Origin of the sequence: Sphingomonas sp. Leaf33 (assembly GCF_001421785.1) — a bacterium.
Classification (GTDB): Bacteria; Pseudomonadota; Alphaproteobacteria; order Sphingomonadales; family Sphingomonadaceae; genus Sphingomonas.
In genome coordinates this window covers 80192-101815 of record NZ_LMLB01000010.1, presented here as the reverse complement: position 1 = coordinate 101815, position 21624 = coordinate 80192, and the positions used below count along the sequence as shown (strand labels likewise).

Sequence of the window (21624 nt, the reverse complement as noted above, 5' to 3'; positions counted from 1 at the left end):
CCCCCCCCCTACTCCGCCGGGTTCGCCGCGCGGTACAGTTTCCACGCTTCCTCGATCAGCACGCCCTGCGTCACGCCGCGGCGGGCGGCTTCGTCGGCGATGTCGGCGGACACGTCCGGGTACACCTTGGCGTGCACCTGGCCGGTGCGCGGGCTCGGGCGGCGGCCCGGGCGGCGGCCGGGTTCGCGGGCGATGAAGCCGTGGCGTTCGGCGACCGTGTCGGCCTCGGCGATGCGGCTCTGCGGCACGTCCTTCTGGCGCGACTTCAGGCTGGCCAGGTCGATGGCGAAGGCGGGTTTGTCAGTCACGGGCCAGCCCCTTCAGCAAGCGGTTCATCACGGCCTGCGCGAAACGCGCGGCATTGTCCTGCGCATTCGCGATATTCCCTTGCGCGGGCATCGAGGCGAGATCGCCGCCGAATTCGAAGAAGCTGGCGAACGCCGCCCGCTCCATCAACTCGGGCTCGATGATGTCGACGCCCTGTTCGCGGAGCGACGCGTAGATGCCCGAATGCTGCTTCGATCGCACCGCCTTGGTCATCGTGAAGACGATCGAGAACGGAATCTCGCGACCCAGCGCTTCCTCCTCCTCCTGGATCAGCGCGATCGTGCGCGCGCCGACCATCGCGTCGAGCGTCGTCGCGCGCATCGGCGTCACCACCAGGTCGGCCTGCGAGATCGCGCGCGACATCAGCCGCGACGCGACGCCCTCCAGGTCGACGATCACGATCTGGCCGTCGCGGTCGTGCTGCTTGATCGTCTTGATGATGTCGGATTCGGAAATGTCGCCGAACACCTGTATCCGCTCGGGCACCGTCCCGCGCGACGCCCACAATGACAGCGACCGGTTGGGGTCGCAGTCGAGCATCGTCACCGACACGCCGGCGCGCGCGATCTCGGTGCCGAGGATGACGGCGGTGGTACTCTTTCCCGCACCGCCCTTGGGTGATGCGATCGCGATCGTCGGCATTCCTCGCTCTCCATTTTCCGGTATATATCCGGTATACGTATTTACCTGGTTCAACCCGGTATAATTTGCAATTCGGTTAGACCGGATATACACATTTACCCTATCGGATTTTAGTCCTTATCGGGTAGTAACCTGATTACAACATATATCCGGTTTGTTACAAACCGGATACGTCAAATATCCGATAATCTCGGTTACCGGTTTTGACGGAACAGCCGTCAGGCCCGCTCCGGGGAATCTCGCCCGTGGGTCTTGCCGACCGATCCGCGGAGTATCTTCCGAACTTCCCCGTCCACCGATTGCGGTGCCCCTCGGGATCGCGCATCGTGGCGGTGATGCGGACCATCCACGCACTCCTGGCGGCTCTCGTGCTCGGCCTGTCCGGTGTCGCCGGGATCGCCGGGGGGCAGGCGGTGCGAACCCCGCGCGGGTTCGTGACGCTGCGATCCCACCCCGCGATGATCGACACGCTGGGCATCGGACCCGGGACATGTTTCGGGCCGGCGTGTCCGGCCGGCGTGGTTCTTCGCCGGACGGGGTGGGGCGCGCTTGTGCGGAACGGCGAAACGGGGCTGGAGGAATTTTCGGGGTTCCGCTTCGATCCGGTCGCCTTCGAGACGCTGGCGACCCGCGCGGCCGACATCCGCCACCGCGGCCTGCCGTGCACGTTGCAAGTCACCGATGGCGGCGGTGCGTCGATCTTCTGGACCACCGGGCGGCAGCGGGTCGAGATCGCCTTAACGAACGGTTGCCCGAACAAGGACGATGCGCCCGTGCTGGCGTTCTACGATGCCGTCGTCGGTGTGCCCGAGGTCAAGGCTGCACTGGCAGCCTACCACCGCGCGCCATGACAGGCACCACGCGCCCGGCACGGTTCGTCGCACCCGCCGCGATCACCGCGGCCGCCGCGCTCGTCGCGGCGGGCGGGGATGGCGCGGCGGCGCGCGGCGCGGCAAAACTGCCCGCAGGCTACCGCCAAGGCCGCTGCCTCTACGTCGTCGATGGCGTCACGCGGATCGCGGGGCAATGCTTCTACCGGATCGCGCGCGACGGCTCGATCGACATCGACGGACCCCGCCAGGTCTATGGTGGACGCGACACGGTCGATCGGGGTGCGTCGGCGCTGACCTATTCGCGGGCCTGGTGGGCGCAGGTCACGCCCGACGACGGCGGATGGTCGGGCTATGGCAACGAGCGTATCCCGGACGTCCACGGCGGCCGGCCCTGGACCCTGCGTCGGCGAGGTGCCTGCTTCCTGGGCGACGGAGTGACGCTCTGCGTGTGGCGGCGATAGGCGTGGCGGGGGCGCGGTGGCGGGGCCTGTGGGGAGGGGGACGATGAGTTTCCTGCGTCGCCTCCGCCGCGAACTCGGCTCGGTCCGGCAGGCCTTTCGATCGGGCAGGCCGCTGGGCGTCGTGCGCGCGCGCCGCGCCGCGCGGGAGCGCCGGATCGCCGACGATGCCGCGGCGCTCGGTTGCGACCCGGAGGAGATGCGCAGCGCCCATGACGTTCGGCGCGGAGGCGTCGCGGTGCTCGCGACCCGCTTCGGCCCGGTGCATCTTCGCCGGCAGGACACCGACCTGCTGGCGATCCGGCAGGTCCTGGTCGATCGCGAATATGATCTTGCCGGCCTGGCGCAGATGGATCGCCTGCGCGCCATCTATGCCGCGCATCTCGCGCGCGGTCGGCGGCCCGTCATCATCGATGCCGGCGCCAACATCGGCGCGGCCAGCCTGTGGTTCGCGTCGGTCTTTCCCGACGCGGCGATCGTCGCGGTCGAACCCGAGCCCGCGAACGCCGCCATCGCCCGGCTGAACCTGGCGGCCCTCCCGCACGCACGACTGGTGGAGGCGGCGATCGGCGCCGCCCCGGGCACGGTCGGCCTGCGGACGGTGGAGAACCAGGGCTGGGCCGCCCGGACGCACCGCGACACAGGCGGGGAGGGGGGCATCGCGGTCGTCACCGTGCCCGACCTGGTCGCCGCCGTTCCTCAGGGCCGGCCGTTCATCGTCAAGGTCGATATCGAAGGCTTCGAAAGCGACCTGTTCGACCGCAACATCGCCTGGGTGGAGCAGGCGGCGGCGATCATCGTCGAGCCGCATGACTGGATGCTGCCCGGCGCCGGCACCAGCCAGGCATTGCAGGCCGCGCTGTTCGGCAAGGGACGGGAAGTGCTGATCTCCGGCGAGAACCTGATCGTCATCTGATGCGCTGCGGCAGGGCGGGGCAGGGCGCCGCACCGCTTCGGGGCAGGAGCGGGGGGAGCGGGCCGGGAAGCAGGGCGGGCGACCGCCACCGTACATCCGGGCCGAGATACCCACAGAAAAATCCGATGCCCGGTAGATTCTGCGCAGGTGACATGAAACTGTCGCGGACGCACCGTAGCGCGGCGGGTGTTTTGCGGGATCGCCGGCTCGACACAGCGCATCCGCTCGCCTGGGCGTGATGGATGAGCGGCCGGTTCTGGAACTTCGGGGGAAAATCGATATGGCGAACGTGATCAAGGCGACGGGCCTGACCTATGGCACATCCTTCGGCACCAGGATGGCGGACAGCTTCGGTTCGGACGCAAACACCCCGTATGCAGCCGGTGATCTGCAATGGTCGTTCTGGAACGGCGCGGTCTCGAGCGTCGGCGACCGGTACGCCTACGGGTCGGGCGGCGCCGCCGACCGCGCACTCGGCCAGCTGCCCGCTGCGACGGCGATCGCGGCAGACACGACGATCTTGCCCGGCGTGAATGTCCCGGCGTGGGTCGATGTCGATACCGGCGATGTCCCTGCGCTCGTCGCGGTGCCCGCCGCGGCGGTTCCGGCCGGCCGGATCGACCTGGCGAACACGATCACGTCGTCGACGCTGACATACACGCAGAACTTCAACGCGCTCGCCAGTAATTCGGGCGGCAGCATCGTCCAGGATGCGACCGGTCCGAGCGATCTGGCGTTCCTGTTGCCCGGATGGGCCGCGGTCGAGGCCGGAACCGGGCCGAACACGACCTATTCGGCCGGCACGGGCAGCAGCACGACCGGCGACACCTATAATTTCGGGACCACCGGCGCGCCGACCGATCGCGCGCTCGGCAGCCTTGCCTCCAACGCGCAGATCTCGACCTTCGGCGCGGCCTTCGCCAACAGCACCGGCGGCACGATCACGTCGCTCGCCATGTCCTACACCGGCGAGCTCTACCGTGTCGGTGCGACCGGGCGCGAGGATCGCCTGGATTTCCAGATCAGCTTCGATGCGACCAGCCTGACGACGGGCACGTGGCAGGACGTCAACGCGCTCGACTACGCCGTCACCAGTGCCGCCGGCACCGCCATCGGTGCGAAGGACGGCAATCTGGCGGCGAACCAGACCAACCTGTCGACCACGCTGTCCGGCCTGGCGATCGCCAACGGGGCGACCTTCTGGATTCGCTGGGTCGATCTGAACGTGACGGGCAACGACGATGGCCTTGGCATCGACAATTTCTCGCTGACGGCGACCGCTGCGGTCGGCGGGGCAGGCAGTTTCGCGATCGCCGACCTGGCGGCCGCGAACGAGGGGACGGGCGGCGGAACGACCGACTTCAGCTTCACCGTGACACGATCGGGCGGCACGGCCGGTGCGGTGACGATTCCCTTCACGGTCGACTTCGCGGGGCTGACCAACGCCGCCAACGCCGCCGATTTCGCCGCGCTGACCGGGACCGTCAGCTTCGTCGACGGCCAGACGACCGCGCAGGCGATCGTTCGCGTTAACGCCGATGCGACGCCCGAGCTGAACGAGAATTTCCGCGTGACGCTGGGCACGCCGAGCGCAGGCTCGGTCACCACGGCCGCGGCGACCGGCACGATCGCCAACGACGACGGCGCCCCGATCCAGGTCGCGATCAACGACGTCTTCGTGGCGGAGGGCAATGCCGGCACCACGACGATGACCTTCACGGTCACCCGTTCGGGCGGCACCGGCGCCTTCTCGGTCGATTACGCGACCGCCGATGGGACCGCGAGCGTGGCCGGCGGCGATTATGCCGCGACCGGCGGCACGATCAATTTCGCGACCGGCGAGATGACCAGGACCGTGACCGTCCAGATCAACGGCGATACCACGATCGAGCCGAACGAGACGCTGTTCGTCAACCTGACCAATGCGACCAACGATGCGATCATCGCCGATGCGCAGGGCGTGGGCACGATCACCGACGACGATACGCCGCTGACGCTCATCTCGGCGATCCAGGGCACCAGCTATTTCTCGCCGATCGTCGCGGGTGCCGGGATCACCGGCTTCGGCACCGGTGCCAGCCTGACGACGAACGCGACCGCCTTCACCGTCACCGTCCGCGCGGTCGTCACCGCGATCGACGGGGTCGGTGCGCGCCAGGGCTTCTACATTACCGAGGAAAATTCCGACTGGGATGCCAACGACTTCACGTCGGAGGGCATCTTCGTAATGACGCGCAACGATTCGAACCTGGGCAGCGCGGTGTCGTCGATCGCGGGCCTGGCCGTCGGAACGGTCGTGACCGTCACTGCCAACGTCATGGAATATCGCCCGTTCAACACCAACGGGCCGCTGACCGTGCTGGTCAATCCGACCGTCCAGCTCGGCGCCACCGGCCAGCCCCTGCCGATCCTGACGCTGGATGCCGCGCACAAGATCCCGAACGCGCTGCTGACCGGCGTCGCGCCCGTCTTCACCGATTCGGTCGATGACGCCGGCGACAGCTTCGATGCGACCAACTACGCGATGTCGTTCTTCGAGACGATCGAGGGGATGCTGGTCACCGTGCCAGACGTGCGCGTCGCGGACGGCTTCACCGCCGTCCAGGGCGGGGGCACGAATTTCAAGGTCTATTCGGGTGTCTCGGCAAACCCGGAACAGATCAACAGCCGCGGCGGCTACACCATCGCGGGCGACCCTGTGCTGTCGCCGCCCGACACCTCGTCGACGACCGACGACGTCATCGCCGGCGGCCGCGGCGTGACCGATGGCGACATCAATCCCGATATCCTCGAGCTCGACTTCTCCGACTTCGCGGTCGGTGCGCCCGGCTATGTGTCGAACGGGCTGCTGTCGATGGGCGACCGCCTGGGCGACATCACCGGCATCGTCGAGTGGAACTTCACCGACATGAAGCTGATCCCGACCGCGGTCGGGACCTTCACCGACACGACGCTGACCAAGGAAGTGACGACGATCGCGGCCAACGATCGCGCGCTGACCTTTGCGACCTTCAACGTCGAGAACCTGGCCGGCAACGCCGCGCAGACGCGGTTCGATGCGATCGCGACGGTGGTGGCGACCAACCTCAACGCACCTGCGATCCTGTCGATCGAGGAAATCCAAGACAACAACGGGGCAGCGGCCGGCGACGGCATTTCCTCGACCGGGACCGACGCGACGACGACCTGGACGCGCCTGGTCGCCGCGGTCAACGCCGCGACCGGCCGGGTCTATCAATGGGTCGACCAGGCTCCGGTGTACAATGCCGAGGGCGGCGAGCCCAACGGCAACATCCGCGTCGGCTTCCTCTACGACACCGGCCGCGTCCAGCTCGGCAACCTGGCCGCCGATGCGCCGATCGAGGAACGCCGCAAATACGTCGATCGCCTGGGCGACAACGTCCGCGATGCAGGCGACCTGATCGCGTATTCGGACAACATGGTCTCGGGCATCAACACCGCCGACTATACGACGACGCGGCTGTCGCTGCTCGGCCAGTTCAGCTTCAACGGCAACACCGTGTTCGCGCTCGCCAACCACCTGCCGTCGAAGGGCGGGTCGGGCACGTTCTGGGACGCCAGCCAGATCAACCCGCAGAACGGCACGCCGGTCAACGCCGACTGGGTGCAGCGCTCGAACATCGGCGAGGACATCTATTCGCTGCTGAACTACATCCAGACGCGCAACGGGTCGGCCCACGTACTGTCGGGCGGCGACTACAACGATTTCTACTTCTACCGCCCGCTCGAAACCGCGACCGGCTACGTCTTCGCCGACGGCACCGCGCGCAACGACGGGGCGAGGCTGGTCAACCTGGCGCTGTCGCTCAGCGAAGCCGAACGCTACACCTACACCTTCGACGGGCGCAGTCAGGCGATCGACCATATCCTGGCGGACGCGCGCACGGCGGCAGCGGCGACCACCGATGTCGTCCACATCAATTCGGGCTTCGCCGCCGCCAATCGCATTTCGGACCATGATCCGGTGCTGACGTCGATCGACATGCGCAATTTCGCCGAGACGCTGACCGGTACCGCCGGCAACGATGTCATCAACGGCTTCGACGGCGACGACACGATCGACGGGCGCGGCGGCAATGACACGATCGATGCGGGCGGCGGCAACGACTATATCTTCGTGACGGGCTCGACCGGTGCCGCCACGACCAGTTCGATCAATGGCGGGGCCGGAGTCGATACGCTGCGGCTCGGGACCGGCTTCACGGTCGATCTGGCCGTCGGCACCGCGCAGTCCGGCAATGCGACCTTCGCCCTTACCAGCATGGAACGCGTCGCAGGCCATGCCTCGGGCAACGGCGGTGTCGGCAGCATCGTGCTGGGATCGGCCGGCAACGACTATCTGAAGGTCTATTCCGAGTATGACGACGGCACCGCCGGCGTGCAGTACGAAGGCCGCGACGGCGACGACACGCTGCTGGGCGGGCTCGGCAACGATCGCCTCGACGGCGGGATCGGGAACGACCGGCTGCACGGGCGTGGCGGTGCCGATACGCTGATCGGTGGGGCAGGGGACGACATCTTCTTCGTCGACAGCCTCGACGACGTCGTGGTCGAGAACGCCGGCGAAGGCTTCGACGAGATCTTCACGACGATCCTCAACTACGTCGCGCCCGCCAATATCGAGCGCGTGACCTATGTCACGTCGCAGTTCCAGGTGCCGCAGTTCTTCGAGCTCGCCGAACCCACCAGCAACCCGATGGTGGCCTTCAATCCCACGATCGGGGTCGGGACCACGCCGACGCCTGTCGTGCCGGTCTTCGATGTCGGCTTCGCACCCGACCCGGCCGTCTTCCTGATGGGCGGGGCGGATGCCGACGGTCTGCGCTACGTTCCCGTGATCTACGATCCGACGACGCTGGCCACCGTCATCGCGTGATGCTGCTGCACCGGGATCGTCGCAGGGCGATCCCGGTGGACCGGCGTCGCCACTCAGCCGCAGCCGGGGACGTCAGCGGTCGCGGACAGTGCGTGCCGTACCAGACACAGACGGGGCGATGAACGCGGTTGCGTCCATCGCCCTTTTCTTGTGTAAATCCGGTAATTTACTTCACCGGATAATCCTGTTCGAAACGCGCCTTACTCCCGGAACGCATTCTCGCGCAGGCGGGTGAAGGGGGACAGGATGTAGGCCATGACCGAGCGCTTGTCGCCGATCAGGTTGACGTCCGCGGTCATGCCCGGGCCGATCACGAGCCGCTGGCCGCTCGGCCCGCGGAAGTTCTGCGCGTCGGCGCGGACGCGGACGGTGTAGTGGCTGGTGCCGGTGCGCTCGTCGACCGTGGCGTCGGGCGAGATGGTGATGACGTGGCCGTCCATGCCCCCGTAGATCCCGGATTCATAAGCCGAGATGTTGACGCGCGCGTGCTGGCCGATGCGGACCGAGGCGATGTCCTTGGGATCGACCATCGCTTCGATCGTCAGCGCGTCGGCCGAGGGGACGACCTCGACGATCGGCTGACCCGGCGCGGTGCTGGCGCCGACGGTCGAGACGAGCACGCGGTTGACGCGGCCGTTAACCGGGGCGGTGATCGTCGCGCGGCCGAGGCGTGCGGTCAGCGCGGGCATCGCCTGGCGCCGCGCACCGAGTTCGGCCTGTGCCGCGGCCAGTTCGGTGCCGGCCTGCGCGCGCCACGCGCCGCGCACCTGCGACAGGCTGGCACGCGCTTCGGCGACGGCACCCTGCGCGCGTGCGATGGCGGCCGACGCCTGCGCCGCATCGGTCGTCGCGACGGCAGCGGCGTTTTCCAGCTGGATCAGCGTCATCTGCGGTTCGATCCCGCGCTGGACGAGGGGGCGGATGAGTTCGAGCTGGCGCCGCGCGCTGTCGCGGGCCGATACGCGCGACTGGTACGCGGCCTGCGCCTCGGCGACCGCGCGCGATGCCTGCGCTTCGCGTGCGACACCGGCCGAGCTGAGGCTGGCCAGATCGCTCATCCGCGCGGCATGAAGCGAGCGCTCGATACCGATCTGCTCGGCGATCTCGCGCGACGTGGCGGCGGGATAGACGGGCTCGCGGCCCGCTATCTCGGCCTGCAACCGTGCGATCTTGGCCGACAATGCCCCGACCGTCGCCTGCGAGCTGCCGAGTTCGGACCCGGCCTGCGTACGGTCGAGCCGGACCAGCGCCTGGCCGCGACGCACGACGTCGCCCGCGCGCACCAGGATTTCGGACACGATGCCGCCCTCCAGATTGCTCAGCACCTGCAACCGGCTCGACGGCACGACGCGGCCGGGCGCGTGCACCGTCCGGTCAAGCTCGACCAGGCTTGCCCACAGGATGAAGATGGCGACGAAGCCGAGGATCAGCCACAGCAGCAGGTTGCTCACCGCCTTGGGCTTGATGCGGTCGGCGAGGTCCTCGAGATGGGTATCTGACATCACTGGTCTCAGGCGGCTCGAGGGCGTTGGAGGTCTTGCAGCACGGCGTCGCGCGGTCCATCGCGGACGACGCGGCCGTTCTCGATCACGACGATGCGGTCGACCAGGCTGACAAGGGCAGGGCGATGCGTGATGAGCACGAAGGTACGGTCCTTCAGCTCGCCCTGCAGCTTGGCGATCAGCTGCGCTTCGCTGCCCTGATCCATCGAACTGGTCGGTTCGTCGAACACCAGGATCTGCGGCTTGCCGGCCAGTGCGCGCGCGAGGCTGATCGCCTGGCGCTGCCCGCCCGACAGGCCTTCGCCGCGATCGGTCAGCTTCAGGTCGTAGCCGTTGGCGATCCGGCCCATGAAGTCATGCGTGCCCGACACTTCGGCGACGCGCAGCATCTCGTCGTCGTCGACCTGTTCGCGACCCAGCACGATATTCTCGCGCACACTGCCCGACAGCAACACCGGTTCCTGGAGCGCGGTGCCGATCAGCCCGCGCATGACCGCGGGGTCGTACTGGCGGATGTCAGTGCCGTCGATCATCACCAGCCCTTCCTGGGGCGGATAGAGCCCGAGGATCAGGCGCGCGATCGTCGACTTGCCCGATCCGACCTTGCCGAGCAGCGCGACGCGCTGGCCGGCCGGAATGACCAGGTTCAGCCCGTCGAGCGCCTTTTCGGCGGCACCGGGATAGCGGAATTCGACACCGCGAAATTCGATGCGGCCGTCGAAGCGGGCAGGGCGCAACGCACCGGCTCCCGGCTCTTCCGACCCCGTCGACATCATCGCATCGATCTGCCGGTACGCGACGCGGGTCGCCGACAGGCGTGAGAGGAGCGCAGCGATGGTGGCGAGCGGCTGCACCGCACGGCCCGACAGGATCGAACACGCGATCAGCGCGCCGGTCGTCAGCTGGTGGTCGGCGATCAGGAACACGCCGACGACGACCGTGCCGGCGTAGGACAGCGTGTTGGCCGATGCCGCGACGGTCGTCGCGATGGTCGAGACCAGACGCTGGCGGGTCGAGCTGTCGCCATGCGCGATATTGGCCTGGCTCCAGCGCCGGCCGAGCAGGCGGTCGGCGCCGCTGGTCTTGACCATCTCGAGTGCACCGACGGTCTCGACCAGCACGCTCTGCTTGGACAGGCCCTCGCTCATCGATTTCGCCGACAGCCGGTCGAGCGCGGGGCGCGTCAGCCAGCCCGCGCCGACGACGATCGGGATCGCCGCCAGCGGCACCCAGACCAGCGGCCCGCCCAGGATGGCGATGAAGACGAGCGTCACGACGATGAACGGTACATCGACCAGCGCGGTCATCGTGGCGGACGCAAAGAAGTCGCGCAGCGTCTCCAGCTCGCGCATCATTCCGGTCAGCGCGCCGGTCGATCCCTTCTTTTGGTCCAGGCGGATCGCGACCAGGCGGCGGAACACACGCCCGCCGATGTCATGGTCGATGTCGGCGCCGGCCAGGTCGGTGAAATAGGCGCGCAGGATGCGTAGCAGGAAATCGAACACCACGACGACCAGCAGCCCGATCGACAGCGCGATCAGCGAGGTGATGGCGTTGTTCGGAACCACGCGGTCATAGACCGTCATGGTGAACAGCGAGGTGATGAGGCCGAAGATGTTGATCATCGCCGCGGCCAGCGCGACCTTTATGTAGATCGCCTTGTTGCGCAGCATCGGCTCCATCAGCCACGCCGCAAAGCGGGGGCGGGGGTGCTCGACCGTATCGTGGGACGTGTTCATCGCGGATCCAGGGTTGCAGGAGCGATATCGAGGGCCGGCAGCAACCGGCCGGTCCGGGCGAGAAGGGCGTAGCGGGCGCTGTCCAGCTCGATCACGGTCTGGACGTAGCGCGCGGCGATCGCAAAGTAATTGCTCTCGGCATTGACGACGTCGACCAGCGTCCCGCGCGACACGCGGAAGCGTTCGACCAGCACGTCGCGCGACTGGCGACTGGCGATGTAATTCGCCTCGATCGCCTCGCGTGCCGCCTCCAGCGCGGTGACGTCGGCCAGTGCGATCTCGGCATCGCGCGTCGCCTCGACCCGCGCGCGATTGAGCCGCGCATCGGCGCCGTTGGCGCGGGCCTTGGCCTGGCGCACGCGCTCGGCCGCACCACCGCCCAGGCGGACCGACATGGTCAGGTTACCGCGGATGTCATAGTCGCGCGCGGTTTCGAACACGCCGTAGCGGCCGGCATCGACGCCGGCGGTCACCTGCGGCAGGCGATCGGACTTCAGCGCGCGGGCATCGAGGCGCGCAGCCTCCGCCGCCAGGCGCGCCCCGCGCACCGCCGGCAACTGATCGACATCGCCAGCGATCGATCCTGCTCCAATGCCGTCGAGCGGCGGGACGGGCGCGCGACCCAGGCCGGGTGGCGGCGCCGTCCCGACCAGCGCGGTATATTGCGCCTCGGCGCCGGCCAGCAGCCGGCGGAAATCGGCGGTCTGCGCATCGGCCGAGGCGATATAGCCATCGACCTGCGCGACATCGGCCGGCGCGGCCGCACCCTGGCGGACGCGGTCCTGAAGCGCGGTGCGCAGGTCGCGCTGGTTGGCGGTGAAGCTTTCGGCCAGGCGCACCAGCACGCGGTAGCCATAGACCTGGTACCAGGACGAGATCGCGCGGAGCGCCACCTGCGTTCCCGTATCCTCGACATTCGCGCGGGCGGCGTTCAGGCGGGCGCGCGCCGAGCGGACCCGGCTCAGGCCCGATCCCCAGTCGAGCACCGGCTGCTGGAGGCGCAGCAGGCCATCGGTACGCCGGTTCGGGCGCGAGCGTTCGAGGACGTTGCCGGGATCGTTGGAAAACGCGCGGCTGATGACGCGGAAGCTCGACACCGACGCATCGAGCGTCGGCAGGCGGCGGGCCTGCGCCTCGTCGCGCGCGGCATCCGCCTCCTCGACCTGGGCCGCCGCTTCGTCGATCGCGGGATTGCGCCGGACGGCGTCCGCAATCGCGGCATTGAACGGCTCGGGCGCGATCGTCGTGCGCGCCAGGCGCAGCACGGGGTCGTTCGTGGGATCGATGCGCAGCGGGTCGCCGGTCGGGATGGGCAGCGCCCCGTCGCGCTGGCGACGGACGAAGGGCAGGGGCGCGGCGGGCGCCACGCTGCCCGACACGCTGCGGGTGGGGCCGACGGTGATCGGTGCGGGCAGCACCGGCCCTTGCGGTGTCGCGGTCGACGTCACCGGCTCCGGACTGGACGGCGGCAGAGGCGTCGAGACCGGGGGCAGGGGTCGCGGCGTCGCGCCCTGCTGCGGATCGACGACCAGGGAACCGGACGGCAGCGATGCGCCCGGCGACGGCGTGCCGACTTGCCCGGCCGCCACGGGTGCGGCGGCAGCGATCGACAGGCCGACAAGGAAAACGGTGCGACCGGCACGACCCGTACCGCCGCTGGGTATTGATTGGCTCATGCCGATCCTGTTCCGGCTGTATGACGGCAGGCCGATGCCCGCCTTCCTCCCCCGAGGATCTCGACGTTATCGCAAAGACAACCGTCGCGGAAGGCTACGTTTTCAGGAGAATTGCGCAGATGGCGCCGGCCGGTGACAGGGCAGGGCAAGTGCCATAGACATCGTGATCCAGGTTCGCTGGAGGATCGACGTGCCGCGTTTGTCGTTGCCATTGCCACTGATCGCCGTCGTGACGGCGTGTTCGCCTCCATCACAGGACATCGCCATGACCAGCTCCGACGTGCGCATTCCCACTGCTGCGACAACCGAGGCCACGACACCTGCGGCCGGATCGCTCGATGCGCAGGCGGTGGGCCGCCGCATCCTGTCTACCGCGTTCGTCCGGGTCGGGCCCGATGGGTATCTGACCGTCGAGGAGCACGGCGGTCGCACCCTGGTGCTGCGCGACGTGACGATGGGCAAGCACGACTATTGCGGTATCCAGGCATTGCCCGATGGCACCACCGGCAAGATTTGCGCAGCCTATGGCGACGTCGTTGCCGCTCGTGCCGGGGGTGGTCCCACGCACTCCGACTGATCCCGTCGTTGCTCCACCCGTCCGGCTCGCGATAACCGGCTGCAGGACCCGCTTGCTCTCGTCGGAGAGCATCGGACCGGCGAAGCCGGGCCGTCCTGAACGTGCTGTTGTTCGAGGTGGTTGTTGCTTTAGTATTTTTGGCGTCCTGCGGTCACGCGTAACGTCGCCGACCGGTTGGGTCGGCGTCAGCACATGCTTTATCAATATCTTTGGTATGCGGTTGAGGATCGTCCTGAGACTCGCACTCCTTCGCATCGATCGCGGCGCCCAGACGGGCGAGCATCCGGCCGAGCGCGCCGCCGACGGTCACGCCGGCCAGGTCGCGCGCGCTGAGCGTGGCCTTCATCCCGGCAAGCTCGGCGGCCTGGTCGGCATCGCGTTGCGCCTGGTCGCAGGGAACCGGGGCCGGGCGCATCCAGCGCGGCAACAGCGCGAGCAGCCGCTGGGGTAGGGTGGGGCGATAGGCGTTCGAGGTCTGGGCGTAGCGCGGGCCTGCGCCTTGTCCCTCGATCCGGGTGAAGCGGCGCTGGCGCACCAGGAAGCCGGTATCCTCCAGCGCGGTGAGCGCGCGCGCGACGGTCGCACGGCCGAGGCCCGTCACTGCCGCCAACCGGTCGTAGCTCGGATAGACCCGCCCGCGGTTGACCCGCGCGAGCATACAGACTTCCTCGTAGATGCGCACCGCACTCGCGGTCAGGCGGGTCAGCGCGCGCTCGGCGGCACTCAGCGCGCGCTCGCCGCTGCGCTCGATCCGCGCGAAGCGACGGCCGGCATCCAGCGCTGCCCGCGCGACGCGCAGCATATGGTCGCATTCGCCCTTTGCCGGGACCGCGAAGAACATCTCCTCGAACGTCCCCGCCTCGATACTGTCGCGGCGCACGGCCGCACCCGTGCGGTGCAGGCCGCCGCGCCGGGCAGGGCGGAGCGGGCGCACGCCGGCTACCCCCACGCCGGCCAGGGCCCGCGCGGTCGCTTCGCCCAGGGTAAACACCGTCATCTTCCGTCCCCTCGAGGGGGCTGGGACAGGCACGCAGAAAGTCGTGGCGCGAAACACGCGCATCCTTGAACCGGCAAGGGTTCCGGGGTATCTGGAGGGTCTCGTACCAAGACCTTCGGATCGGCGTCGCCAAACGCCGCTCCAACACCCAAGGGATGCCCGGCCATCGTGCCGGGCGTTTCTTTATGTGGTCACAGCCGCTCCACTAGCTTGATGCAGGCACGACGCCCGCGAAGCGGCGAATTTTGCAGCTAATATCCAACAACGGAAGCCGAAGAAGTTCGTGCTTTCGGATATGAAATGCAGAAAAACTTCGTGCTATCGGATATCAATACTGCGAAATCTTCGTGCTATCGGATATCAATTGCCGCGCGACTTCGTGCTTTCGGATATCAAATCCCGCCCGAGTCGCGACTCGGGGGGTCGATCAGGCCGCGGGTGATTCGCCAATCGATTCGTCAGCGGCCAGCAGATGCGGTTTCGGGCGGATGACGACGGTCACCGCACCCGCCTTGCGCCCGCGCTTGGCGACCGACGGTTCGGCATCGGGCGCGCCCTCGATCAGCTCGATCGTATAGTCGGGGATCGAATTGGCGAGCGCGATGGCTTTGAGCGCCGAGCGGAAGTTGGCCAGCGGGTTCTGGTAGCCGATCTGGAGGCGGAAGGTCGCCAGATCGATCTCGAGCCGCTCGCCGTCGCAGGTCGATCTGGCGACCTCGTAGATCCGCCGTTCGATCGGCCCCAGCTGGAAATAGGCCGCGGCATAGTCGAGCACCTGCCGGTCGCGCAGGATCGCGCGGTACAGCCAGTCGCACAGCCGCACCTTCACCGCCTTTAGCCGCCGCTCGCCGGTCCGCGTCTTGGAATAGTGCAGCCGCGCTTCGCTGAGCCACGAGAAGAAGCCTTCCTCGCCCTCGCCGCCGGCTTCGATATTGGTCTTGATCTGCGTGCCCTGCAGCCGCTCCAGCGCCTCGGACAGCCGCGAATAGGACCGCGCCGACTGGTTGCTGCCGGTGACCGAGAACAGGTCGTGCGCGGTGAAGATGAAATCCTGCGCGACATCCTCGCCCGCCTCGACCTTCGCGGCCATCAGGCTGGCGATGTAGAGCACGATTTCCTTGTCGTAGATCGTCGCGACGCCGCTCGCCGACGGGCGCACCTCGATCGAGACGGTCGCATGGTCGTAGGTCAGCGGCTTCATCCACGCGTTCTTGCTGAGCGCGAAGAACGGGAAGGCCATCAGCGAGCGTTCGCCGCGGATCTCGCCGGTCAGCGGGCTGTCGAGCTGGAACAGGTCGCGCTGGGGCACGCTGCGCGAAGACTTCTTGGGCGGGGACGGGGGAGGTGTGGCCATGGCCGACATTTCCTACTCGAAAGCACGAACTTTGTGCATCCCCAAGCCGACGCCACAGTGGGAAAAGCCGTCCGGGGCGGCAATCTTCGTGCTTTCAGGTATAAAATCATCCGGATCGAACCGAAGCCGCTAGTACGCCGCGGCCCCGGATTTGCCGGCCACCATCGTATCGCCGCGTTGCGGTGGCGCGAGGGCCCGGAATGGCGGTTTTCCGGGGTTCCGGACACGATCGCGCGCTCGGCACCGGCATTGGCCACGCCCCGGCGAGCGTGTAGGGCCCCGCGCTGGCGCTTCCGCCGGAAGGACGAAACCCCCGTGTTCAAGCTCGCTCTCGCGTGGGAGTCCTTCAAGGTCTGGCTGACCGATACGCTGCCGTTCAGCCACCACGACTATCACCTGATGCTGGGCGTGCTGCTGACGCTGGGGTTCGGGTGGCTCCTGCGCCGCCCGCTCGGCTCGTGGCTGCCGCTGATCCTCGTCTTCGTGCTCGAGATGATCAACGAGGTCCTCGACTTCACCCGCTACTATCTCGACAGCTACCCCTGGGGGCCGGGCCCGGCGCTGATCGACATCGCCATCACCATGCTGCCGCCGCTGGCGATCGTACTGGCCGCGCGGTGGGAGCGGCGCCGGGTCGCTCGCTGACGCGCCTCAGAACAGTCGCGCGCCGATCCGACCGCGCAGGACATCCGCCTTGTACCGCCATTCGGGCCGCAGCGCGAAGTGGATGCGGTGGAGGGGAAGGGTGCCGAAGCGGGTGTCGGTCACGTCGCGGATCGTGGCGCCGCCGCGCATGACGCCGAGCGATAGGTCGACCATCGCTGGCACCGCACGGTCGCACTCAAGCTCGCGACGCAGGGCATCGTCGATCGCCAGGCCGAACATCCGGTCGGCCAGCAGCAGCGCCAGCGCCGATGCGCGGGCGGCACCGATCGCGCTTGCGTGCGCGTGCAGGCGCCGCAGTGTGGCGGTGTCGGCCGCGCCGAACAGCGCGACGAGATCGGCGATCCACTTCAGCCGCGACCAGCCACTGCTGGCGCCGTGCACCGCCAGATAGGCGTACAGGTCGTCGTCGCAGAGCGTCGCGACGCTGCGCGGGCCGGCGATTTCGACCGGCCGTGACGGCGAGTCGGCGCCTACCCCCATCAGCGAGAGCGGGCTGTCGGTCAGCGCGGTGTGCAGGTCGATCATCCGCCCGCTCGCCGCGTGGCGCCACGAGGATTCCTTGCTGTAGCGGTGCCAGGCGGCGATCCGCGCGCGATCCTTCGCCGGCACGACCATGCGATACCCGCGCGCCTCGATCACCCGCGCCGCCGCCTCCAGATCGACGGGCGAGATCAGGATGTCGATGTCGTGGTTGGTCTTGATCCCGATGTCGCCGTACGCGAGCCTGGCAAGCGTCAGCCCCTTGACGAACAGCCGCGCTACCCCGGCCGCGTCGAGCGCGTCGTCGAGCGCGAGATACTCCGCCGCCATCGCGATGTTCTGCAGGGCGATCGCCCGGGCCTGCCCGGCCAGAGCAGTCTCGACGGAGGCCGGGACAGGGATGGCGGCGGCGCGAAGCGCACGGTGGGCGAGGCCGTGGACCCGGTGCCGCGCGACCATCGCCAGGAACCGCGTCCAGTCGATGCCCGACGCCCGCGCGCGCACTACCGCCAGCGCGGCCTCGTCCTGCGGCCAGCGGCAACAGGCGGCGCACAGGTCGAACTCGGCGTCGCGCGTCGGGAAGGGGACATGGGGCATCGTGCGTGCAGCATCGACGCTGACGGCTACGCGCGCAAGGCGCCGCGCCGTTCATCGACCGGCTGACTCACCGCCGGCGCACTGATTCAGACAAGTCGTGAGACGCGTCCTCGCGGCCGGCTTAAAATCGCGGCCATGGACACGCTCCCGCTCGACCCCATCGACCTGGTCGCGATCGATCGCTCCCGCAACATCCGCCGCCGCTGGAGCCTGGTCGCCTCGACCGACCTGTTCGGCCATGTCCTGGTCGAGCGGCGCTGGGGCCGGATCGGGACAGCAGGCCGCGCGACCGTCCACAGTTTCGCCGATCCCGCCGCGGCGCTGCGCCACGTCCGCGCGCAACTTGCCCGCCGGACCACCGCCCCGCGGCGCCTGGGCGTCGCCTATCGCCCGGTTGTGCTCTAAGGTCACACGACGGTCACACTATGCCGACCGCAAATTCTCGTCCGGACGACCCGCCGACGAAGCGGTGCGAAGCCAACGCGGGCAGCAAAAAAATCAGCGATGAGAAAGAGCCGTCGTCGGACCTATACGCGACGTTTTCCAACATTGCCCTAACAACCGACGAACGAGCGTCTGCTGTCGCCCAATTGTGGACACTCGGTCACGGTGGCACTCTCGGCTTGATGAGCATGGAAAGGCGCGATGCGGATACCCATACGCAACAAGAGCGACAGCCCCCTGACGGTATTCGTGGAGCTGCAATGCGACCAATTCGAAGTTCCGGTTGGGGGTGAGGCGATTGTTCGGCTCGCGGACGGCCGTCCACACTCAATTGACGTCGATCGTGATTGGGTTACCATCTGGGACGAAGAGGGTAACGCATCCGTCGAGGTCATCTCCAACAGTGACAAGCGCGTTGACGACGCACTGATGCTCGCCCGGGTCTGGCTTCATAGAATGGGCGCAGATACCGACGCGTTGCTTCTCGACGACACCGTGGAACGTCTAGAGCCGGACATCGGCTATTTCGCCGCTCGAGACCGAGTATTTCAGACTTTCTATACGGGCTTTGCAGGCCACGAAGTGCCTTCCCAGAACGATGAAACACTCGTGGCGTGTTGGCGTGCTGGAGCAACTGCCGCCCGGCTGAACGAGGCAGCTCGCAAGGCGCGGACCTTTCCCGAGCTAAACGCTGCACCCTTCGACACCGACATGGCCCGCACGGCTTTTAATCGGGCTTTGGGCAACGGCAGCTAACCGCCAAAAGCAGACGCTCCGCCTTGGCCCTGTCGATACCCGCTGACATGGCGCACGTTCGGCGCACGTGCTAGCGGCCCCCGTCGATGCCCCCTGCCCAGACCCGCCTCGTCGACACCGTGATCGCCCGGTTCGGGACGAAGGCCGCGACCACCGTGCGCGAGGATATCGCGCCGTGGCTGACTGACTGGCGGGGGCGGTATCGTGGCGATGCGCCCGCGATCCTGTCGCCCGAGACGACCGATCAGGTCGCCGCGATCGTGTCGCTCGCGCGCGAGCATGGTGTCGCGCTGGTGCCGCAGGGGGGGAACACCAGCATGGTCGGCGGGGCGACGCCGCCGGCGGACGGGTCGGCCCTCATCCTGTCGCTGCGGCGGATGAACCGCATCCGGTCGCATTCGCCCGAGGATGCGCTGATCGTGGCGGAGGCGGGGGTGATCCTGGCCGACCTCCACGATGCGGCCGAGCGCGGCGAGCAGCGCTTTCCGCTGACGCTCGGCGCGCGCGGGTCGGCGACGATCGGCGGGCTCGTCTCGACCAACGCCGGCGGCACCCAGGTGCTGCGCTGGGGAACGATGCGCTCGCTGGTCGCGGGCGTCGAGGCGGTGCTGCCCGACGGATCGATCCACGACGGGCTGACCCCGCTCAAGAAGGACAACCGCGGCTATGACATCGACGGCCTGCTGATCGGGGCGGAGGGCACGTTGGGCGTGGTTACGGCGGCGACTCTGCGCCTGGCACCGGCGATCGCGGCGCGCGGTGTCGCCTGGGTCGCGCTTCCCAGCCCGCACACCGCACTCGCCCTGCTGCGGCGCCTGGAGGCGGCGACGCGCACGATCGAGAGCTTCGAGATCATCCCCGGCGACAGCCTGGCGCTGGTGCTCCAGCATATCCCGGCGACGCGCAGCCCGGTTACGGGCACGCACCCCTGGCACGTGCTGATCGAGGCGGTGACCGCCGATCCGACCGAGGAGAACCCCGCGGCGCTCCTCGAACGGCTGCTCGGCGACGCGCTGGAGGGGGGCCTTGCCGACGATGCCGTGGTCGCGGCGAGCGAAGCGCAGGCCGATGCCTTCTGGCGCATCCGCGACTCCCTGTCGGAAGCCGAGCGCGCCTCGGGCCCGGCGGTGCAGCACGACGTTTCGGTCCCGGTCGCGGGGATGCCCGAGTTCATGATCGCCGCGGCGCGCGCGGCCGAAGCCGCCTTCCCCGGCACCCACGCCACCGCCTTCGGCCATCTGGGCGACGGCAACGTCCATTTCCACGTCCGCGCGCCTGCCGGAACTGGCGCCGGCGCCGAGCGCGACCGCTGGTACGCCGAGCAGGCACCCGGCATCACCCGTTTCGTCCACGACCAGGTCGTCGTCGCCGGCGGATCGATCTCGGCGGAACACGGCATCGGCCAGATGAAACTGGCCGAGTTGCAGCGCCTGGGGCCAGCGTCCCGCCTGGCCGCGCTGGCCGCGATCAAGCGCGCGTTCGATCCGGCGGGGTTGTTCAATCCGGGGAAGCTGGTGCCGTGACCGATGCGCCGGATCGATCCTATCGCTTGCCAAAGGCCTCTCGGCGGACCGGCTTTGGCGTGTTCAATATCCCGCTGCCGTTGCGACCTAGACGATCGGTAGAACCCTAGCGCAGCAGCGGTCCCGTCAGCTGCTTGATAAGACTATCGGCGCCGACGTCGTGATGGGGTCCCAATCCGACGCGCATCGTTTGGCGCTGGACTGGCGAGTGATGCCTGAGGGTTCGGAATAGCCAGTCCCACACGATCAGGACTTCACCATAGTTGGTGTCCGTATCGTGCACGTTCGCACCGTGATGCACGCGGTGCAGACCCGGCGTGGCGATGAAGCGCGACACGAACGCTTCCGTCCGATCATTCAGCGAAGCGTCCGCATGCTGCGGGACCGAGAGCAGCAGCACGACAAGTGCGTAGACAGGGACCGCGGACGCCGAGAGCCCGAACACCAGGCCCAGCATCGACATCCACGCCAGCGCGACCAGCAGCTCGCCCGGATGGTGTCGAAACGTCGTCGTGATATCGAGCGCGGTGTCGCTGTGATGGACGCGGTGCAGCCGCCATAGCCATTGCCATCGATGCGACAGCCGATGAAGGCCATATTGCCCGGCGTCGAGGACCAGGAGCGATCCCAGAAACGCCGGCCATCCCGACAGGCCGATGACGGCGAACAGGCCGATGCCCTGGTCCTTCGCGATCGCGGCCAGTGACGTCACGGTGGTCGGAACCAGTGCCGAAAGGCCGAGCCAGAGTATGCCGAGCGCAACGTTCGTCACCATCCGCCGATCGCCCGCCTCCGCCGAAACCATGCTCGGCCCCTCCGCCAGGAGTTCCCAGGCCGCGGTGCCGACGAGGATCGCGAACAGGCATGACCAGAATGTCATCGGCGCGCCGAGCCAGGAAGCCAGTTGGTCTGCGGTCATCCTGAGGTAGTCCCGTCCCGCACGCTACGCCGTCTCCCGTTGGCGCAAAGCACAAACCGTTGGCAAAAACCAGATGACGCCTTTAGGCATCGCGCCCGTCACGTTGAAAAGGGGTTTTTACATGCGGCTCTCTTCGTCTTTCCTCGCCACGGCGATCATCATCACCGCATCGGCGGCATCGCCCGCGCTGGCAGGCGTCGTTCAGCCTGCGACGCCGGGCCCGCTTCTGGGCGCAGGGATCCCCGCAGCGGCCGGCCTGGCCTATCTGTACCGCCGCATCCGTCGCAGCAAGCGCGGCTGAACGAGACGCGGATACCCGGT

The 21624-nt window shown here is 68.0% G+C and carries 19 protein-coding genes; 10 read left to right on the top strand and 9 right to left on the bottom strand.

What is annotated here, in order from left to right; genetic code table 11:
* Positions 1–8 precede the first annotated feature (8 nt).
* Both ASE86_RS12645 and ASE86_RS12640 read right to left on the bottom strand, forming a co-directional pair.
* A complete protein-coding gene (locus ASE86_RS12645; protein ID WP_056427508.1) occupies positions 9–308 on the bottom strand; it encodes a hypothetical protein in 300 nt (99 codons plus the stop codon).
* Positions 301–969: a ParA family protein gene (locus tag ASE86_RS12640; RefSeq protein WP_056427505.1), complete on the bottom strand. Its 669-nt coding sequence runs from the start codon at positions 967–969 to the stop codon at positions 301–303. The genes ASE86_RS12645 and ASE86_RS12640 overlap by 8 nt, the downstream gene beginning before the upstream one ends.
* A 335-nt stretch (positions 970–1304) precedes the next feature.
* On the opposite strand from ASE86_RS12640, the gene ASE86_RS12635 reads away from it, so the two are divergent.
* The 4 genes from ASE86_RS12635 (at position 1305) to ASE86_RS12620 (ending at position 8073) form a co-directional block, all read left to right on the top strand.
* The gene (locus ASE86_RS12635) at positions 1305–1820 is read left to right on the top strand and encodes a hypothetical protein (protein ID WP_056427502.1); all 516 of its coding nucleotides are present in this window, start codon (positions 1305–1307) and stop codon (positions 1818–1820) included.
* Positions 1817–2263, top strand: a complete 447-nt coding sequence (locus tag ASE86_RS12630) for a hypothetical protein (protein WP_056427499.1) — start codon at positions 1817–1819, stop codon at positions 2261–2263. The genes ASE86_RS12635 and ASE86_RS12630 overlap by 4 nt, the downstream gene beginning before the upstream one ends.
* 43 nt (positions 2264–2306) lie before the next feature.
* On the top strand, positions 2307–3176 hold the full coding sequence (locus tag ASE86_RS12625) for an FkbM family methyltransferase (RefSeq protein ID WP_056427496.1): 870 nt from the start codon (positions 2307–2309) through the stop codon (positions 3174–3176).
* 280 nt (positions 3177–3456) lie between these two features.
* The gene (locus ASE86_RS12620) at positions 3457–8073 is read left to right on the top strand and encodes a Calx-beta domain-containing protein (RefSeq protein WP_056427494.1); all 4617 of its coding nucleotides are present in this window, start codon (positions 3457–3459) and stop codon (positions 8071–8073) included.
* Positions 8074–8273: 200 nt separating this feature from the next.
* On the opposite strand, the gene ASE86_RS12615 is transcribed toward ASE86_RS12620, so the two are convergent.
* From ASE86_RS12615 to ASE86_RS12605, 3 genes are read right to left on the bottom strand one after another with little or no spacing between them, the layout of a single operon-like run.
* Complete coding sequence (locus ASE86_RS12615) at positions 8274–9575, bottom strand: HlyD family type I secretion periplasmic adaptor subunit (RefSeq protein WP_056427491.1); 1302 nt, start codon at positions 9573–9575, stop codon at positions 8274–8276.
* A gap of 8 nt (positions 9576–9583) precedes the next feature.
* Complete coding sequence (locus ASE86_RS12610; RefSeq protein ID WP_056427488.1) at positions 9584–11314, bottom strand: type I secretion system permease/ATPase; 1731 nt, start codon at positions 11312–11314, stop codon at positions 9584–9586.
* Positions 11311–12990: a TolC family protein gene (locus ASE86_RS12605; RefSeq protein ID WP_056427486.1), complete on the bottom strand. Its 1680-nt coding sequence runs from the start codon at positions 12988–12990 to the stop codon at positions 11311–11313. The genes ASE86_RS12610 and ASE86_RS12605 overlap by 4 nt, the downstream gene beginning before the upstream one ends.
* Positions 12991–13255: 265 nt before the next feature.
* Here ASE86_RS12605 and ASE86_RS12600 point away from each other — a divergent pair, with 265 nt between their 5' ends.
* Entirely contained in the window at positions 13256–13567 is a 312-nt protein-coding gene (locus ASE86_RS12600; RefSeq protein WP_056427483.1) for a hypothetical protein, read from the top strand.
* Positions 13568–13718: 151 nt separating this feature from the next.
* On the opposite strand, the gene ASE86_RS12595 is transcribed toward ASE86_RS12600, so the two are convergent.
* Together ASE86_RS12595 and ASE86_RS12590 are read right to left on the bottom strand one after the other, a co-directional pair.
* A complete protein-coding gene (locus ASE86_RS12595; RefSeq protein WP_082441905.1) occupies positions 13719–14564 on the bottom strand; it encodes a helix-turn-helix domain-containing protein in 846 nt (281 codons plus the stop codon).
* Positions 14565–14991: 427 nt separating this feature from the next.
* Entirely contained in the window at positions 14992–15927 is a 936-nt protein-coding gene (locus ASE86_RS12590; RefSeq protein ID WP_056427482.1) for a replication initiator protein A, read from the bottom strand.
* A gap of 306 nt (positions 15928–16233) precedes the next feature.
* Here ASE86_RS12590 and ASE86_RS12585 point away from each other — a divergent pair, with 306 nt between their 5' ends.
* On the top strand, positions 16234–16563 hold the full coding sequence (locus ASE86_RS12585) for a hypothetical protein (protein ID WP_056427479.1): 330 nt from the start codon (positions 16234–16236) through the stop codon (positions 16561–16563).
* 6 nt (positions 16564–16569) lie between these two features.
* Here the strand turns inward: ASE86_RS12585 and ASE86_RS12580 are convergent, their stop codons facing one another.
* Positions 16570–17661: a nucleotidyltransferase family protein gene (locus ASE86_RS12580; protein ID WP_056427476.1), complete on the bottom strand. Its 1092-nt coding sequence runs from the start codon at positions 17659–17661 to the stop codon at positions 16570–16572.
* Positions 17662–17796: 135 nt separating this feature from the next.
* On the opposite strand from ASE86_RS12580, the gene ASE86_RS12575 reads away from it, so the two are divergent.
* The 3 genes from ASE86_RS12575 to ASE86_RS12565 all read left to right on the top strand — a co-directional run bounded on the left by ASE86_RS12575 (position 17797) and on the right by ASE86_RS12565 (position 20384).
* Entirely contained in the window at positions 17797–18066 is a 270-nt protein-coding gene (locus ASE86_RS12575; protein WP_056427473.1) for a WGR domain-containing protein, read from the top strand.
* A gap of 240 nt (positions 18067–18306) precedes the next feature.
* Complete coding sequence (locus tag ASE86_RS12570) at positions 18307–18861, top strand: hypothetical protein (protein WP_056427470.1); 555 nt, start codon at positions 18307–18309, stop codon at positions 18859–18861.
* A gap of 86 nt (positions 18862–18947) precedes the next feature.
* Entirely contained in the window at positions 18948–20384 is a 1437-nt protein-coding gene (locus ASE86_RS12565; RefSeq protein ID WP_056427467.1) for an FAD-binding oxidoreductase, read from the top strand.
* 106 nt (positions 20385–20490) lie between these two features.
* Here the strand turns inward: ASE86_RS12565 and ASE86_RS12560 are convergent, their stop codons facing one another.
* On the bottom strand, positions 20491–21303 hold the full coding sequence (locus ASE86_RS12560; protein WP_082441904.1) for a sterol desaturase family protein: 813 nt from the start codon (positions 21301–21303) through the stop codon (positions 20491–20493).
* Between the two features lie 121 nt (positions 21304–21424).
* On the opposite strand from ASE86_RS12560, the gene ASE86_RS12555 reads away from it, so the two are divergent.
* Positions 21425–21604 carry a hypothetical protein gene (locus ASE86_RS12555; protein WP_056427462.1) on the top strand — a complete coding sequence of 60 codons (180 nt, stop codon included), beginning with the start codon at positions 21425–21427 and terminating at the stop codon, positions 21602–21604.
* The last annotated feature ends 20 nt before the right edge of the window (positions 21605–21624 follow it).

Bases quoted from the DNA above. Each gene is read 5' to 3' on its own strand.
- ASE86_RS12620 (WP_056427494.1), top strand. From the start codon at position 3,457: ATGGCGAACGTGATCAAGGCGACGGGCCTGACCTATGGCACATCCTTC.
- ASE86_RS12605 (WP_056427486.1), bottom strand. From the start codon at position 12,990: ATGAGCCAATCAATACCCAGCGGCGGTACGGGTCGTGCCGGTCGCACC.
- ASE86_RS12625 (WP_056427496.1), top strand. From the start codon at position 2,307: ATGAGTTTCCTGCGTCGCCTCCGCCGCGAACTCGGCTCGGTCCGGCAG.
- ASE86_RS12595 (WP_082441905.1), bottom strand. From the start codon at position 14,564: ATGACGGTGTTTACCCTGGGCGAAGCGACCGCGCGGGCCCTGGCCGGC.
- ASE86_RS12590 (WP_056427482.1), bottom strand. From the start codon at position 15,927: ATGTCGGCCATGGCCACACCTCCCCCGTCCCCGCCCAAGAAGTCTTCG.
- ASE86_RS12575 (WP_056427473.1), top strand. From the start codon at position 17,797: ATGGACACGCTCCCGCTCGACCCCATCGACCTGGTCGCGATCGATCGC.
- ASE86_RS12580 (WP_056427476.1), bottom strand. From the start codon at position 17,661: ATGCCCCATGTCCCCTTCCCGACGCGCGACGCCGAGTTCGACCTGTGC.
- ASE86_RS12640 (WP_056427505.1), bottom strand. From the start codon at position 969: ATGCCGACGATCGCGATCGCATCACCCAAGGGCGGTGCGGGAAAGAGT.
- ASE86_RS12570 (WP_056427470.1), top strand. From the start codon at position 18,307: ATGCGGATACCCATACGCAACAAGAGCGACAGCCCCCTGACGGTATTC.
- ASE86_RS12565 (WP_056427467.1), top strand. From the start codon at position 18,948: ATGCCCCCTGCCCAGACCCGCCTCGTCGACACCGTGATCGCCCGGTTC.
- ASE86_RS12600 (WP_056427483.1), top strand. From the start codon at position 13,256: ATGACCAGCTCCGACGTGCGCATTCCCACTGCTGCGACAACCGAGGCC.
- ASE86_RS12630 (WP_056427499.1), top strand. From the start codon at position 1,817: ATGACAGGCACCACGCGCCCGGCACGGTTCGTCGCACCCGCCGCGATC.
- ASE86_RS12635 (WP_056427502.1), top strand. From the start codon at position 1,305: ATGCGGACCATCCACGCACTCCTGGCGGCTCTCGTGCTCGGCCTGTCC.
- ASE86_RS12615 (WP_056427491.1), bottom strand. From the start codon at position 9,575: ATGTCAGATACCCATCTCGAGGACCTCGCCGACCGCATCAAGCCCAAG.
- ASE86_RS12610 (WP_056427488.1), bottom strand. From the start codon at position 11,314: ATGAACACGTCCCACGATACGGTCGAGCACCCCCGCCCCCGCTTTGCG.
- ASE86_RS12560 (WP_082441904.1), bottom strand. From the start codon at position 21,303: ATGACCGCAGACCAACTGGCTTCCTGGCTCGGCGCGCCGATGACATTC.
- ASE86_RS12555 (WP_056427462.1), top strand. From the start codon at position 21,425: ATGCGGCTCTCTTCGTCTTTCCTCGCCACGGCGATCATCATCACCGCA.